The organism is Aureimonas sp. AU40, from assembly GCF_001463785.1.
Lineage (GTDB): Bacteria > Pseudomonadota > Alphaproteobacteria > Rhizobiales > Rhizobiaceae > Aureimonas.
Genome location: NZ_BBWL01000041.1, coordinates 344916 through 360028, shown reverse-complemented (window position 1 = coordinate 360028; position 15113 = coordinate 344916). Strand labels below are relative to the sequence as shown.

Annotated in this window: 10 protein-coding genes; 5 read left to right on the top strand and 5 right to left on the bottom strand. The window is 63.7% G+C overall.

What is annotated here, in order from left to right; genetic code table 11:
- Positions 1 to 13: 13 nt before the first annotated feature.
- Both sufB and AUL32_RS15230 read right to left on the bottom strand, forming a co-directional pair.
- Positions 14 to 1552 (bottom strand): Fe-S cluster assembly protein SufB, encoded by a 1539-nt coding sequence (gene sufB / locus AUL32_RS15235; protein ID WP_062116493.1) that lies wholly within the window; start codon positions 1550 to 1552, stop codon positions 14 to 16.
- A 140-nt stretch (positions 1553 to 1692) separates the two neighbouring features.
- Positions 1693 to 2865, bottom strand: a complete 1173-nt coding sequence (locus AUL32_RS15230; protein ID WP_062116491.1) for a cysteine desulfurase family protein — start codon at positions 2863 to 2865, stop codon at positions 1693 to 1695.
- Between the two features lie 196 nt (positions 2866 to 3061).
- Between AUL32_RS15230 and AUL32_RS15225 the strand changes: the two genes are divergently transcribed.
- Both AUL32_RS15225 and tyrS read left to right on the top strand, forming a co-directional pair.
- A complete protein-coding gene (locus AUL32_RS15225; RefSeq protein WP_061976148.1) occupies positions 3062 to 3736 on the top strand; it encodes an alpha/beta hydrolase in 675 nt (224 codons plus the stop codon).
- Between the two features lie 53 nt (positions 3737 to 3789).
- Positions 3790 to 5040 carry a tyrosine--tRNA ligase gene (gene tyrS, locus AUL32_RS15220; RefSeq protein WP_062116488.1) on the top strand — a complete coding sequence of 417 codons (1251 nt, stop codon included), beginning with the start codon at positions 3790 to 3792 and terminating at the stop codon, positions 5038 to 5040.
- Positions 5041 to 5092: 52 nt separating this feature from the next.
- Here tyrS and AUL32_RS15215 read toward each other — a convergent pair whose 3' ends face one another.
- Positions 5093 to 8431, bottom strand: coding sequence for an AsmA-like C-terminal region-containing protein (locus tag AUL32_RS15215; protein WP_156421479.1), 3339 nt, complete (start codon positions 8429 to 8431; stop codon positions 5093 to 5095).
- Positions 8432 to 8727: 296 nt separating this feature from the next.
- On the opposite strand from AUL32_RS15215, the gene AUL32_RS15210 reads away from it, so the two are divergent.
- The 3 genes from AUL32_RS15210 (at position 8728) to AUL32_RS15200 (ending at position 11365) form a co-directional block, all read left to right on the top strand.
- A complete protein-coding gene (locus AUL32_RS15210) occupies positions 8728 to 9210 on the top strand; it encodes a peroxiredoxin (protein WP_062116483.1) in 483 nt (160 codons plus the stop codon).
- Entirely contained in the window at positions 9207 to 10028 is an 822-nt protein-coding gene (locus tag AUL32_RS15205; protein WP_062116480.1) for a ferritin-like domain-containing protein, read from the top strand. The genes AUL32_RS15210 and AUL32_RS15205 overlap by 4 nt, the downstream gene beginning before the upstream one ends.
- 92 nt (positions 10029 to 10120) lie before the next feature.
- Positions 10121 to 11365 carry a M23 family metallopeptidase gene (locus AUL32_RS15200; protein WP_062116477.1) on the top strand — a complete coding sequence of 415 codons (1245 nt, stop codon included), beginning with the start codon at positions 10121 to 10123 and terminating at the stop codon, positions 11363 to 11365.
- Between the two features lie 81 nt (positions 11366 to 11446).
- On the opposite strand, the gene prfB is transcribed toward AUL32_RS15200, so the two are convergent.
- Positions 11447 to 12575 (bottom strand): peptide chain release factor 2 gene (prfB, locus tag AUL32_RS15195; protein ID WP_156421478.1). Its coding sequence is split into 2 segments (ribosomal slippage): positions 11447 to 12505 and positions 12507 to 12575, totalling 1128 coding nucleotides; the frame shifts between segments, so codons are not numbered across the junction.
- Between the two features lie 86 nt (positions 12576 to 12661).
- On the bottom strand, positions 12662 to 15103 hold the full coding sequence (locus AUL32_RS15190; RefSeq protein WP_062116471.1) for a penicillin-binding protein 1A: 2442 nt from the start codon (positions 15101 to 15103) through the stop codon (positions 12662 to 12664).
- Between the last annotated feature and the right edge of the window lie 10 nt (positions 15104 to 15113).

Below are 15113 nucleotides of genomic sequence, written 5' to 3'. Positions count from 1 at the left end.
CGGCGGGCTTGACTCAGCCGACGCTGCCTTCAAGCGAAATGCCGATCAGCTTCTGCGCTTCGACGGCGAACTCCATGGGCAGCTGCTGGATCACGTCCTTGACGAAGCCGTTCACGATGAGCGCCACGGCCTCCTCCTCCGGAATACCGCGCTGCATGCAGTAGAAGAGCTGGTCCTCGGAGATCTTCGAGGTGGTCGCCTCGTGCTCGAACTGCGCCGAGGCGTTCTTGGCCTCGATATAGGGAACGGTATGCGCCCCGCAGTCCTCGCCGATCAGAAGCGAGTCGCACTGCGTGAAGTTGCGTGCGTTGGAGGCCTTGCGCATCGCCGTCACCTGACCGCGATAGGTGTTGTTGGAATGGCCGGCCGAGATTCCCTTGGAGATGATCCGGCTCGATGTGTTCTTGCCGATATGGATCATCTTCGTGCCGCTATCGATCTGCTGACGACCGTTGGACACCGCAATCGAATAGAACTCACCACGCGAATTGTCGCCGCGCAAGATGCAGGACGGGTACTTCCAGGTGATGGCGGAACCGGTCTCGACCTGCGTCCAAGAGATGCGCGAGTTCGTGCCCCGGCAATCGCCGCGCTTGGTGACGAAATTGTAGATGCCGCCCTTGCCGTCCTTGTCGCCAGGATACCAGTTCTGGACGGTCGAGTATTTGATCTCGGCATCGTCCAGCGCCACGAGTTCGACGACCGCAGCGTGAAGCTGGTTCTCGTCGCGCTGCGGTGCCGTGCAGCCTTCGAGATAGGAGACGTAGGAGCCGGCATCGGCGATGATCAGCGTCCGCTCGAACTGGCCGGTGTTCCGCTCGTTGATGCGGAAATAGGTCGAGAGCTCCATCGGGCAGCGAACGCCCGGCGGAATGTAGACGAAGGAGCCGTCGGTGAAGACGGCGGAGTTCATCGTCGCGAAGAAATTGTCCGACACCGGCACGACCGTGCCGAGATACTTGCGCACGAGATCGGGGTGCTCGCGGATCGCCTCCGAGATCGGCATGAAGATCACGCCGGCCTTCTGAAGCTCCTTCTTGAAAGTCGTGGCGACGGACACGGAGTCAAACACCGCGTCGACCGCGACGCGCCGCCCGTAGCTACCTTCGGAGGGTGGTACGCCGGAATCATCCTCGCTGCCGAACTCGGACGGCTCGTCCGGCTTGCGCACGCCCGCCAGAATTTCCTGCTCCTTCAGCGGAATGCCGAGCTTCTCGTAGGTGCGCAGAATCTCGGGATCGACCTCGGCCAGCGATGCCGGACCCGACATCGACTTGGGTGCGGCGTAGTAGTGGATGTCCTGGAAGTCGATCGCGGGATAGTCGAGACGGGCCCAGGACGGGCTCTCCATCGTCTTCCAGCGCTCGAACGCCTGGAGCCGCCATTCCAGCATCCACTCGGGCTCGCCCTTCTTGCCGGAGATGAGACGAATAGTCTCCTCGGTCAGGCCCTTGGGAGCGACGTCCATCTCGATCTGGGTTTCGAAGCCGTATTTGTACTGATCGACGTCGATACGGCGGACCTGATCGATGGTCTCCTGGACTGCTGGCATGCTCATTCTCCCTACTCGCCGGATTCAAAGTCCGGTGGTTGGTTATTCGGTCGGCATATATCGATTGTGCGCGACCGTTGAAATGGTGATCCGAAGTGAAAAGTTGAAGATCTGTAACCAGATTAACGGCACCTTCTTTCTCAGGCCGCTCTCGGATCCTCTTTCTCCAGGCTTTTCATCCATATGCGCTCGAAGGCGTCTGCGAAGGCGTCGAGATCGGACGCCGTTGTTTCGAGCCCAAAGCTGACGCGAATCGCTCCTGTCTCGGGTTCGATTGCGGCCCCGCCGTTTCTGAGCGCCAGCAGAACATGGCTCGCGCCGAGTTTGCCGGAAGAACAGGCCGACCCGGCCGACACCGCGATGCCCTGAAGGTCCAAGGCGATCTGAACCGTTTCCGCGCGAAAGCGGGGATGATGGAGCGCCACCGTCTGAGGCAGCGTCGTATGGTCTTGTCCAAGGACGAGGCTGGCATCCAATCGTGACAGCCGCTCCACGAGACGCTGCCGCTTTTCGCGCAGCTCGCCGGAGCGCCCCAGACGCAGGCCGGCGGCCTCGGCCGCAGCACCGAAAGCGACCACGAGAGGCAAGGCTTCCGTTCCCGCTCTCTGGCGCGTTTCCTGCGCTCCGCCGGTGATCAACGGGTCTGGTCGGAAGCGCTCGTCGCGGAGCACGAAGGCACCTACGCCTTTAGACGCGCCGATCTTGTGCCCCGACAAGATGATCGCATCACAGAGCGGAAGCAGGCTGTCGATCGGCAGGCGGCCGACCATCTGAACGACGTCGAGCACCAGCCGAATGCCATGATCGCGGCAGATTGCGGAGATGGCTTCCACGCGCTGAAGCGCGCCGGTCTCACTATTGGCGACGCTCATCGCGAGAAGGCCGGGACCGGCCTCAGCCCAGGTCGTCAACGTCTCGAAATCGACGACTCCGTTCCGATCCACGCCCAGACGCGTGATCGCCGCAGCGGGATATCGACCGCCCTCGCGGATACAGGGATGATCCGTGTCGAGAACGGCCAGACGCTCCAGCGTCGTGATCTGACCACCGCTTCGCCAATTCGGCGTGAGGCAGGTGGACGCGGCTTCGCTGGCGCCGCTGGTGAAGACGACCTGGTCTGCAGAAGCCCCGACCAATCCGGCGACCTGCGCGCGGGCACGAGCCAACGCAGCGCGTGCGGCTCGGCCTTCCGAATGAACCGAAGACGGATTGCCGACCAAGTCCAAAGCGCGAACGAAGGCTTCGCGCGCTTCGGGCAGAAGCGGCGCGCTGGCATTGTAGTCGAGATAGATGCGTCGCCCGGAAGCCGTCATCCCAAACCTTTGCCGACGGACGGAACCGAAATGGGGTCGCGAAAATCGTTGTATTCGAGCCGGTCCGCGGACTACATAGCCCCCTTGAGGGAAGCGTGTAGTTTTGAATCGTTCTAAGCATAGAACCTACGAGGCTGCCTATCCTCCGTCAAGGTGCCGGCCTTCTCCGGCGCCGCTTCCTTGAGGTTTGCAAGCGATGCCCGAAGTTATCTTCAACGGTCCGGCCGGTCGTCTGGAAGGCCGCTACCAGGCGGCGAAGGAAAAGAACGCGCCCATCGCGCTCGTCCTTCACCCCCATCCCCGCTTCGGCGGCACGATGAACAACCAGATCGTCTACCAGCTCTTCTACATGTTCGTGGAGCGCGGGTTCACGACCCTTCGCTTCAACTTCCGGGGCATCGGCCGCAGCCAGGGCGAGTTCGACCACGGTTCGGGTGAGTTGTCCGACGCCGCTGCTGCGCTCGACTGGATTCAGGCCATTCACCCCGATTCGAAGAATTGCTGGGTCGCCGGCTACTCCTTCGGCTCGTGGATCGGCATGCAGCTTTTGATGCGCCGGCCGGAGATCGAGGGCTTCATGTCCATCGCGCCCCAGCCCAATTCCTACGACTTCTCGTTCCTGGCGCCCTGCCCGTCCTCCGGCCTCATCATCCATGGAGACAAGGACAAGGTCGCGCCGCCCAAGGACGTACAGGGGCTGGTCGACAAGCTGAAGACCCAGAAGGGCATCCTGATCACGCAGAAGACGATCGAGGGTGCTAACCATTTCTTCACGGACCACACGCCCGAACTGATGGCGGAATGCGCAGAATATCTGGATCGCCGCCTGATCGGCGAACTGTCCGACGTGCGCCCCAAGCGCCTGAAGTAAGCCCCCGTCTCGCGTCGGATGACGAGCATCCGACGCGACAGGAGAGAAAGACCATGCCGAAGTTCAAGTCCGATTTTCTGCGCGTCCTCGACGAGCGCGGCTTCATCCACCAGATCTCCGATCCGGAAGGTCTGGACGCGCTCGCTCTCAACGGGCCGATCACAGGCTATGTCGGCTACGACGCGACGGCGACGTCGATCCATATCGGCAATCTCATCTCCGTCACCATGCTCTACTGGCTGCAGGAAACCGGTCACAAGGCGATCAGCCTGATGGGCGGCGGCACGTCGATGGTGGGCGACCCGTCGTTCCGCGACAGCCAGCGCGGCATGCTCACCCCTGAGCAGATCCAGACCAATATCGACGGCATCCAGCGCGTTTTCGGCAACATCTTGCGCTATGACGGGCCGAATCCGGCCATGATGGTGAACAATGCCGATTGGCTGATGAAGCTCAACTATGTCGAGTTCTTGCGCGATGTCGGCCGGCACTTTTCGGTCAACCGCATGCTGAGCTTCGATTCGGTGAAGCTGCGGCTCGACCGGGAGCAGTCGCTGAGCTTCCTCGAATTCAACTACATGATCATGCAGGGCTACGACTTCACCGAGTTGAACCGCCGCCACGGCACGGTTCTGCAGATGGGCGGGTCGGACCAATGGGGCAACATCATCAACGGTGTCGACCTCAGCCATCGCATGGGCGGGCCGCAGCTCTACGCACTGACGACGCCGCTTCTCACCAAGTCGAGCGGCGAGAAGATGGGCAAGTCGGCCTCCGGCGCGGTCTGGCTGAACGGCGATCTCTTCAGCCCCTATGACTTCTGGCAGTACTGGCGGAACACCGAGGACGCGGATGTCGGTCGCTTCCTGAAGATCTTCACCCGCCTGCCGCTGGACGAGATCGCGCGCCTAGCCGCGCTCGGTGGCTCCGAGATCAACGAGGCCAAGAAAGTGCTGGCGACCGAGGCGACCGCCATCGTCCACGGGCGGGACGCGGCCACAAGGGCCGCCGAGACGGCCCGCACGACCTTCGAGGAAGGGGCACTTGCCGAAAGCCTGCCGACCATCGAGATCGCCAAGGCCGATCTCGCAGGAGGCATCGGCATCCTGTCGCTGCTGGTGAAAGCCGGTCTTGCTGCTTCCAATGGCGAGGCGCGCCGGCATGTCGCGGGCGGGGCCGTACGTCTGGCCGACCAGCCGATCACCGACGACCGCAAGCTGGTCGGCGAAGCCGAGATTCAGGACGGAGTGGCCAAACTGTCGCTCGGCAAGAAGCGCCACGTCCTCGTGCGCATCGGCGACTGACCGCTCCTATCCGGCGAACCCTACGAAAGGCGGCTCCTCCGGGCCGCCTTTTTCATTGGTAGGAGAAGATCTGGCGGAAGATGCCGGGCGCGATCACCGAGATCGGATTGACCACCAATGTCGGCGAGGCGAAGGGGCCGTCGAGCCGGTATGTGATGCCGATGAGACCGCCTTCGTTGCCATTGCCGAGAATTTGGCCAAGCACGGGAATGGCACCGAACATACGGTTAAGCCCGTAGGCCGGCATGAAGGAGCCGGAAATATCGATCTGACCCTTGGCATTGTAGAGCGTGCCGTTGAAGCTCGATCCGAAGACCGGGCCACGCAGGATTCCGTCCGCCACGCGCAGCGTCGAACCGGTGTAGCTGAGCTTGGCCGATGCGTGATCGAAGAAGGCCCGCTCGGTCTGCAGATTCTGGCCAACCGCTTGGGACAGTGTCTGGTCGCTTTGCCCGCCGGACGATCCGACGATGCGCGACAGCCTGGGCTCGTCCACGAGCGTGAAGTTCGTCAGTTGCAGAGCGCCTTGGTAGGATGTGTCCGCCGTGCCGAGAAGATCGAGCGTCGCCTGTCCGCCCTGCATGTGCTGATAAAGGCCGGCAAATCCCAACAATGCGCCAAGATCGGCGCTGCGCAGCCGTATCGCCTGCACGTCGCCTCGCGGCGACAGGTCCCCTGTCACGGCCCCGCCGCCGACGGAGCCGCCAAGATTGAGCGCAGCCATGCGACCTTTGGCGCTGGCATAGTTCATCTGAAAGTCGCGGATGCTCTGTCCGTTGAACCCGTTCAGAACGTCGATATCGGCATTCACGTCGAAGGTCCCGCCGCCGATCTTGCGGTCCTTCTTGCCGACATTGCCTTTCAACTCGGCCAGGATCGGACGAGCGTCGAAGCGCGATCCCGTCAGCTCGACGCCATAGCCGTTGCGATGGCGTGTGACCTTCACCGCAATGTCGTCCCCCGGATTGAGCGAGACATTGGTGAGATTGGCGCTCGACAACCCTTCGCCGTCCAACGCCACACTTCCCTTCGCCGCGAACCCTTCGCCAGTCAGGTTGATGTCGCGTAGGTTCGTTCCGCCCTCGCCTTGCGCCACGAGAAAGGACAGCGCGGCGGGCACGCCGGCCCCCTTCTTCCAGGCGATGAACGGCAGATCGAGCGTCGCGTCGCGAAGGTCCAGCTCGGCCCGAAGGCCGGAGGGGGTCTGTGAGATCTCCGCCTTGGTGGTTCCAGCGAGGACGCCTTTCAAAGCTGGCACGGCCTCGGCAACCCTCTTGCCCGGAATCGTCGCCGACACGTCCACCCGCCGCTCGCCCACCGGCTTCTCGCCGAAGGGAAGGATGAAGTTGAGGTCGCCCGGTAGCCCTTCGATCTCCGCATCGAGCGAGCCGCTGGCTTGACCGGGAATGACATGCAGGACGCCATCCAGCTTGGAGAGTCTGCGCCCTTGAATCGGCTGGCCTGGGTCGACCTTTTTCAGGTTCGCTTCGACGTTCCAGGCTTCCACCTGCTTCTCAGGCGCAATCCCCTCGCCCAGCCGGAACGACGCCTCGACCTTCGCCTCGACCTCGCCGGACACCTTGGTGGGATCGAGATCGACGGATCGAAGCGCGTGGATCGGCTCGGAATTGGCGACCTCCAGCGCGTCCCGAATCGCGCCGCTGGCCGCAAGGTCGAGATCGATATGGAGATCGCGCTGACTGCCCTCCGCCGGCTTGCCCAGCGTTACTTTCGCCGGGCCGACCGCCAGATCGGGATGGCCCACCATGTCGGAACGATCGACGAAGACGGTGGTCGTCCCGCCGCGCGTTTCCAAACGGCCATTGGCCTTTTCGAGCCGGGGCACCGTTCCAACCGTCGCAAGGTCCATGTCTCGTAGGTCGAGGTCGATCTGCAACTCGCTGTCCTGAGGCGCCCGGTCCGGCTTGAAGGCTTCGCCGAGCCGAGCGCGGGCGACGTCGATGCGGATCGAGCCGCCCGGCACGGCGCCTTCATCCCCGATATGCGCGATCACCCAGTTGCGCGCCTTGCCCGACACGTTGAACGGCCAGAAGGCCTTGATCGACTCCGCCGAAAGATCGACGGCCTCCAGACTCAAGGACGTGAGATCGTCTGGCGAGCGTCCGCGATAAATGGCGTTGCCCGTCAGCTTGCCCTTCGACGGCTCGAGATCGAGCTGGGTAATCTCCGCCGTCTGGGCGAGCGGATCGATCAGACCGTCGAGCCAGAGGCTCGCCTCGCGCGGCTCGGTTTCCCCCTCCGGCAGGCCCACCTTGGAGCGGATCTGCTTGGTGCCCACTCGAAAGCGCAGGCGATCGGGGTCGGCCACGCCATCCGTGACCACGGGCTCCGCCGTGCCTTCCAGATCGAAACCCACATCGCGAAATCGCAAGGGGCTGGACAGGACCTGCACCCTGTCCTCGCCCTCCCGATATTCGAGTCGAAGCGCCGAGGGTTCGATCTCGGTTCGGTTCAGGCCTAGCTGCAGATGTCCCGCGCCGGACCGGAGTGAAACGCCGAGAACGGCCATGCCGGTCTCGGCTTGCCGGTGCATGCCGGCCTCGAGCGAAATCGATGCATCGCTGCCGAAGGGGCGCTCGTCCTTCGTTTCCGAAAGCGGAGCCGGCGGTAGAACGGCGGCGAGATCGATCGAGCCCGAGCGAAGCGAGAAGGATTGCAGGCGGGCGCTGTCCGGGTCGAAATCCGCAGCCCCACCGATCGAAAACGGAACCCCTGCAATGTCGAACTTGGAATAGAGCGACAGCGAGCCATCCAGCGCGCGGTGCAGTTCGGCCCGCTCCAGGCGAAGATCCGGCACGCGGGCGAAGGCGCCGGTAAAGCCTTCGATCGTGATGTCCACGAAGGCAACCGTGTCGAAATGGTAGGCCTGGAGGGCCTGAAGCTGGCGCTCGAGCGTTCGGATCGCGCTTTCGGCTGCTCGCGAGATGCGAGAGCGAGGCGGCTCGGCATCCGTGGTGGGCAAGGCGGCCGGGACGTCCGTGGACTGGACGCGCGCCGGGCCGCGATAGCGCTCCGAGGGTGTTTCGCCGAAAGCTGCCAGATCGATCCGCGCTCGCTCGATTTCCAGGCGCCCGAATTCCAGCGAGCCGCCGACGAGCGGCAGCAGACGAACGGCGACCGAAACGCGGCCGATCTCCGAACTCAGCTCCGGACGATCGCGTCGATGCAGCGCCACATCGTCCCACGACAGAGCCAGAATGCCGTCGCGGCGCACCTCGAAGCGCTGCGCGCCCAAGGATACGTCGTAGGCCGGCCCGAAGAGCCGCGACAATGCTGCCTTGGTCTGGCCCTGCACGAAGGCCTCGCCGGCCGGCGTGCCAAACAGGACGAAAAGACCAAGCGCGGCAAGCATCGCAATCAGGACAAGCAAGCTGACCATCGCGCCAAAAAGGCGAACGACCCGCGTCATGCAGGGGACCCTGCGCCGAAGCGCCGCAGGCGTAAACGAGGGGTCGGCCGTGGCGTCTCGAAGCGGCATGCCATGAGGAGCTGCATCGTTCCTTCGGTCTTGGACGCCCGCCGGCGGGCATTGCGGTCTGGTGAATTTTTCGGATCGGGCTGCCCGAACCATGGCCCGCTGATATAGACGAACGAACCGAGGGGTGAAGTCGATGTGGTCCCGTCGTCTCGCTCATGCCGTGTCTTTTGGCCGAAAGGAAGGCTCCCATGTCCGTACCCAGTGTAGGGCAAAACTGTCCCGATTTTGAACTGCCGGAAAGCGATGGGCAGCTCGTCTCCAAAGCCTCGCTCAAGGGTCGGCCCTTCGTCCTCTACTTCTATCCGAAAGACGACACGTCCGGCTGCACCACGGAGGCGATCGAGTTCACGGCTTTGATCGAGGCCTTCGCAGCGCTGGGCGTTGAGGTCTTTGGCGTTTCGCCCGATTCAGTGAGCAAGCACTGCCGCTTTCGAGACAAGCACGGCTTGAAGGTCGGCCTGCTCGCCGACGAGGAAAAGACGCTGCTTCAGGCGTTCGGGGTCTGGGTCGAGAAGAGCATGTATGGTCGGAAGTATCTGGGCGTCGAGCGCACCACGGCTCTGATCGACCGCGAAGGCAAAATCGCGAAGGTCTGGGAAAAGGTCAAGGCGGGTGGCCATGCAAAGGAGGTCTTGGACGTCGCCAAGGCTTTAAAGGACAGCGAGGCGTGAGCGAGGCCGTGCCCGGTACGCTCCGCGCCAGCGCGATCACGGCTTTGTCCACCGCGGACTTGGCGGAAAAGGCGCGGTTGACCACGGCTGCAGGCGAAAGGTGGTTCGCCCGCCGGCTCGGCCTGTCGGCGCCGACGGACCCCGCGCCGCCGAGCCGGCCCGGACGCCCTGCCGAGCCGCGTCTCGTCCCGCCGCGACAGGTGCCCCGTCGCTCGGTCCACACGCCGGAAGGGCGGATCGCGATGATCCATGCCCTCGCCCATATCGAGTTGAACGCCATCGATCTGGCACTGGATATCGTGGCGCGGTTCTGCGGCCAGCCCGTTCCCCGCTCTTTCTTCGACGGCTGGATGACGGTCGCCATGGAAGAGGCCAAGCATTTCGGGCTGCTCTCGACCCGGCTGCATGATCTCGGCTCGCACTATGGCGCGCTGCCGGCGCATGACGGCTTGTGGCAGGCGGTCGAGGTGACCTCGCACGATCTCTCCTCGCGCCTGGCCATCGTGCCTCTGATCTTGGAAGCGCGGGGGCTCGACGTCACGCCCTCGCTTCTCCTGAAGCTTGGCGAGGTCGGCGATCGCGAAACGGCGGCGATTCTGGAGATCATCTACAACGACGAGAAGAAGCACGTCGCGATCGGCGCCAAATGGTTTCGCTTCCTTTGCGCCCGGCAGCGGATCGACCCGGCCCGGCGGTTTCAGGAGATCGTTCGCGAATGCTTTCGAGGCGAGGTGAAGCCGCCCTTCAACGACCGGGCGAGGGCCGAAGCGGGCTTGACGCCGACCTTCTACCGCTCGCTTTCGCCGCTTTCGAGCTGACGACCATCCAACGATCTCAACGCTCCATTAACCCTAACGAGGTCTAATGCCGGCATCGCCTGTGCGTTCGTTTGAGTTGGAGTCGATTGCGGATGGCTTCCGAATCTCGAAGAAGCGTTTTCGGCCAACGGTCGGCCCCGCACACGATCGTCATCGCGCGTGGCGATAAGATCCGGCACTGGACCGTGCGGCCCTGGCTTCTGGGCTCCGGCATCGGCCTTCTGGGTCTGACGCTGACCGGAAGCCTCGCGCTCGCCGGCGCCTATCTCTTCAACGACAACATCGTGGCCGCGCTTCTGGCGCGCGAAGTCAAGGTGACCAATGCCTATGAAGAGCGTATGGGCGCGCTGCGCAACGAGATCGACCGGCTGAAGACCGGCCAGACCAAGGTCCGTGATACCGTTGCCGCGCAGGTTCAGGACCTTCTCAGCCAGCAGGCGGAACTGACGGACCGGTTCCAACAATTGCAGCCGCTCCTTGAAAAGGCGCAAGGCATGGGCGTCCTCGCCCCCGCCGAAAAGGCTACCAAGGAAGACGAGCATCCGGCCCCCGCCGCAACGAACGCAAAGGCGGAGACCGCCAAGCCGCCCGCCGGCGACCTCATGGAGGACATCAGCGCCCTCCCCCTGCGCCACGCGGATGTCAGCCAGATCGCCGATCTCGTTCTGCCGACCATCCGGCGGTCCGTCAGCATGGTCAGCGACGAGCAGACCAGCACGATCGCCGAACTCACACGCACGGCACAGGAGCGCGTCGGCCGTCTCGCGGGCGTTTTGGGTTCGATCGGCATTCGAACCGACGAGACGAATTCCGCGATGGGCGGACCCTTCATTCCCGCCGACGGCGACCTGTCCTTCGGAGAGAGCCTGAACCTGCTCGACCAGACTCTGCGCGCCTATGACGATCTTCGGACCCGCTCGGCGCGAATGCCGCTGGCCGATCCGCTCCCCGGCGCCACGATCAGTTCGACATTCGGCGTCCGCCCCGACCCCTTCTTTCGGCGTGCGGCGCTCCACAGCGGCGTCGATCTCGCTGCGCCGAGCGGCACTCTGGTCAAAGCGACAGCCAGCGGCAAGGTCGTGTCCGCCGGCGAGGCGGGCGGCTACGGCAACATGATCGAAATCGATCACGGCAATGGCTTCAGCACCCGCTATGCGCATCTGTCGCAGATCGACGTGTCGGTGGGCGATCGGATCAAGGCGGGACAGGCGATCGGCCGCGTCGGCAGCACGGGGCGCAGCACCGGCTCGCATCTCCATTATGAGGTGCGGACGAACGAAGTGCCGGTCGATCCCGAGCGCTACATCCGCGTCGGCCACAAGCTGGCCAAGCTGTAGACGAACTCTCCCGTACACATCAAAAAGCCCCACCCGGGTCGACCGGGCGGGGCTTTTTGATTTGATGGGCCGCAGGTCTGATCAGTCGAGATCGGCCACTTCGACATCGCCGCCAAACACGCGCTGAGCCAGCGCCGCTTCGATGAACAGGTCGAGGCTGCCGTCCAGAACCTGCTGCGGGCTGGTGCTTTCCACGCCCGTCCGCATGTCCTTCACCAGCTGATAGGGCTGGAGGACATAGGACCGGATCTGGTGGCCCCAGCCGATATCCGTCTTGGAAGCGGCGGCGGCGTTCGCCTTCTCCTCCTGCTTCCGCAACTCCTCTTCGTAGAGGCGCGCGCGCAGCATATTCCAGGCCGTGGCGCGGTTCTTGTGCTGGGAGCGTTCGCTCTGGCACTGAACCACGATGCCGGTCGCGATATGCGTGATGCGCACCGCCGAGTCGGTCGTGTTGACGTGCTGTCCACCCGCGCCCGAGGCGCGATAGGTGTCGATGCGCACATCGCCTTCGTTAACGTCGATCTCGATCGAATCGTCCACGACGGGATAAACCCAAACCGACGCGAAGGACGTGTGCCGGCGCGCCTGGCTGTCATAGGGCGAGATGCGGACGAGGCGGTGGACGCCCGACTCGACCTTCATCTTGCCATAGGCATTGTGGCCCTTGAGCAGGATCGTGGCGGACTTGATGCCCGCTTCTTCGCCGGAATTCTGCTCTAGAACTTCGACCTTCATTCGGGTGCGCTCGCCCCAGCGCATATACATGCGCAGAAGCATGGACGCCCAGTCCTGGCTTTCCGTGCCGCCGGCGCCGGAATGGATTTCGACATAAGTGTCGTTCGCATCCACTTCGCCGGACAGGAGAGCGTCGATCTGACGTTCGGCGACGTCTTTCTGAAGCGCCTTGATGGCGTTCTCGGCCTCGGTCACGATCGACTCGTCATCTTCCTCCTGGCCCATGGCGATGAGTTCGATGTTGTCGGCCAGACCGCGCTCGATGGTCAGGATGCCGTTCACGCCGGAATCGAGGCGCTGGCGCTCCTTCATCAGGCGCTGCGCTTCCTGAGGGTCGTTCCAGATCGAAGGATCTTCGGCGGCCGCGTTTAGCCGATCGAGTTCGCGGAGGGACTGATCCCAGTCAAAGATGCCTCCTCAGCAGGCTTACGGCCTGCTGGATTTCGTCGACAATGGATTGGATCTCGGCACGCATGCCGTTTCCCTCGCTTTGAAAAAGGATTGGAATGGCGCGGACCATAGGGACCGCGCCAGGGCATGTAAAGCTTGGATGACGCTGGCCTAGAACAGGCCTCCCGCGCCCGACACGATGGCCTGCTGCGCCTCGGCCGGCAGAGGTTCGGCCGCCGCGCTCGGCCCCGAACTGCCCGCGCCGATGACTTGATAGACGTTGGACGGCCCCGTTCCCGGCTTGAAGGCCTCGATGATCGCATCTTTCGAGCCGGGATCGGCGGCCATGCCGGTGCGCTTGTCCACGGCGATCTGCGTCATGCCTTCGGGAATGCGGAAGTCGGCGACCGGCTTGCCCTTGATGGCGTCCTTCATGAAGTCCACGAAGACCGGCGCGGCGAAGCCGCCGCCCGTGCCGCCATGCCCCAGCGGCTGCGGATTGTCGTAGCCGAGATAGACGCCGGTCACGAGGTCCGGCGTAAAGCCGACGAACCAGGCGTCCTTCTCGTCGTTCGTGGTGCCGGTCTTGCCGGCGGCGGGCACGCCAAGTTCCTTGACGACGGTCGCCGTGCCGCGCTGCACGACGCCTTCCATCATTGAGGTGATCTGGTAGGCCGTCATCGGGTCGAGAACCTGTTGGCGATCGTCCACGAGTTCGGGCTCGGCCTGATCGGACCAGCCCGCCGCGTTGCAGCCTTCGCAGCGGCGATTGTCGTGCTTGTACACCGTGCGGCCGTAGCGATCCTGCACGCGGTCGATCAGCGATGGCTCGATCGAACGACCGCCATTGGCCATCACCGAATAGGCCGAGACCATTCGCATGACCGTCGTCTCGCCCGAGCCGAGCGCCATCGGCAGATAGGGCAGCATCTTGTCGTAAATGCCGAAACGCTCGGCATATTCCGCGACGAGCTTCATGCCCATGTCCTGGGCGAGGCGAACGGTCATCAGGTTGCGGCTCTTCTCGATGCCGGTGCGCAGCGTCGAAGGACCGGCGAACTCGCCGCCGTAGTTCTTCGGCTCCCAATAGCCGCCGGTGCCATCCGCGATCGAGATCGGCGCGTCAAGAATCACCGAGGCCGGCGTATAGCCATTGTCGAGTGCCGCCGCGTAGACGATCGGCTTGAAGGAGGAGCCCGGCTGGCGATAGGCCTGCGTGGCGCGGTTAAACTCCGACTGCGAATAGGAAAAACCGCCGACCATGGCCATGACGCGGCCGGTGTGCGGGTCCATGGCGACGAGCGCGCCTTGCACCTTCGGGGGCTGGCGCAAGCGATAGCCGCCGTCCGGCTTCTTCTCGACATAGACCACGTCGCCGCGCTGAAGGACGCGGTCGGCCGTCTTCGCCGAAACGCGGCGTCCGTCCTGCACGGTTTGCAACGCCCAGCGCATGTCGGCCAGCGCGATCTCGCCCATCTCGCGCTCCGGACCGCGCCGGCCCGAGGCCAGCTTTTCCGGCTGCAAGCCGATGTTGACCGCGTTGGCATCCGCCGTGAGCACCACGGCCAGACGCCATTCGGGCACGTCGGACATCGCTTCAATATCACCGATGGGCGTCGCCCAATCGTTGCCGAGTTCGACGGTCTTGACCGGTCCCCGGAAGCCCTTTGCCTGATCGTACTGGATCAACGCCTGTTGCAGGGCGTGGCGCGCCTCGATCTGCATGTGCGGGTCGATCGTGGTGCGAACCGAGAGACCGCCCTCGTAGAGCGCGTTCATACCGTAGCGTGAGATGATATCGCGACGTACTTCCTCGGTGAAATATTCGGCCGAAGGGACATAGGCGCTGCTGGAGCGCGTCTTGATGCCGAGCGGCTTGGCGATGGCCTCGTTGGCCTCGTCCTGCGTGATGAACCCGTTCTCGGCCATGCGCTGGATGACCCAGTTGCGACGGCCGATCGCCTCGTCCGGGTTGCGGAACGGGTTGTAGTTCTCAGGCGCCTTGGGCAGGGCCGCGAGGTAGGCGACTTCCTGAATCTCCAGCTCGTTCACCGACTTGTCGAAATAGGACAAGGAGGCCGCAGCGACGCCATAGGAGCCGAGGCCGAGATAGATCTCGTTGAGATAGAGTTCGAGGATGCGGTCCTTCGAATAGGCCTGCTCGATGCGCAGCGATAGGATGGCTTCCTTGACCTTGCGCTCCATCGAACGTTCGTTGGTCAGGAGGAAGTTCTTGGCGACCTGCTGGGTGATGGTGGAGCCGCCCTGCATGGGGCCGCCCTTGACGAAGACCATGGCGGCGCGGCCGATGCCTTCCAGATCGACGCCGTGATGCTCGTAGAAATTCTTGTCCTCGGCCGAGAGGAAGGCGTTCTTCAACCGGGAGGGAATGGCCTGGATCGGCAGGTAGAGCCGGCGCTGCTTGGCATATTCGGCCATCAGGCCGCCGTCCGATGCGTGAACGCGCGTCATCACAGGCGGCTCGTATTTCTCGAGCACCTGATAGTCGGGCAGGTCCTCACTCATCTTCGCGACATAAAGGCCGGCGCCGCCGGCGCCGATCAGCGCCAGCACCGATCCGATGCCGAAGAAGTAGCCGAGCAGTCTGATCATCGTGACCCTA

Excerpts from the sequence above, each read along its gene's own strand:
- AUL32_RS15200 (WP_062116477.1), top strand. The coding sequence starts at position 10,121 with ATGGCTTCCGAATCTCGAAGAAGCGTTTTCGGCCAACGGTCGGCCCCG.
- AUL32_RS15230 (WP_062116491.1), bottom strand. The coding sequence starts at position 2,865 with ATGACGGCTTCCGGGCGACGCATCTATCTCGACTACAATGCCAGCGCG.
- sufB (WP_062116493.1), bottom strand. The coding sequence starts at position 1,552 with ATGCCAGCAGTCCAGGAGACCATCGATCAGGTCCGCCGTATCGACGTC.
- AUL32_RS15225 (WP_061976148.1), top strand. The coding sequence starts at position 3,062 with ATGCCCGAAGTTATCTTCAACGGTCCGGCCGGTCGTCTGGAAGGCCGC.
- tyrS (WP_062116488.1), top strand. The coding sequence starts at position 3,790 with ATGCCGAAGTTCAAGTCCGATTTTCTGCGCGTCCTCGACGAGCGCGGC.
- AUL32_RS15190 (WP_062116471.1), bottom strand. The coding sequence starts at position 15,103 with ATGATCAGACTGCTCGGCTACTTCTTCGGCATCGGATCGGTGCTGGCG.
- AUL32_RS15210 (WP_062116483.1), top strand. The coding sequence starts at position 8,728 with ATGTCCGTACCCAGTGTAGGGCAAAACTGTCCCGATTTTGAACTGCCG.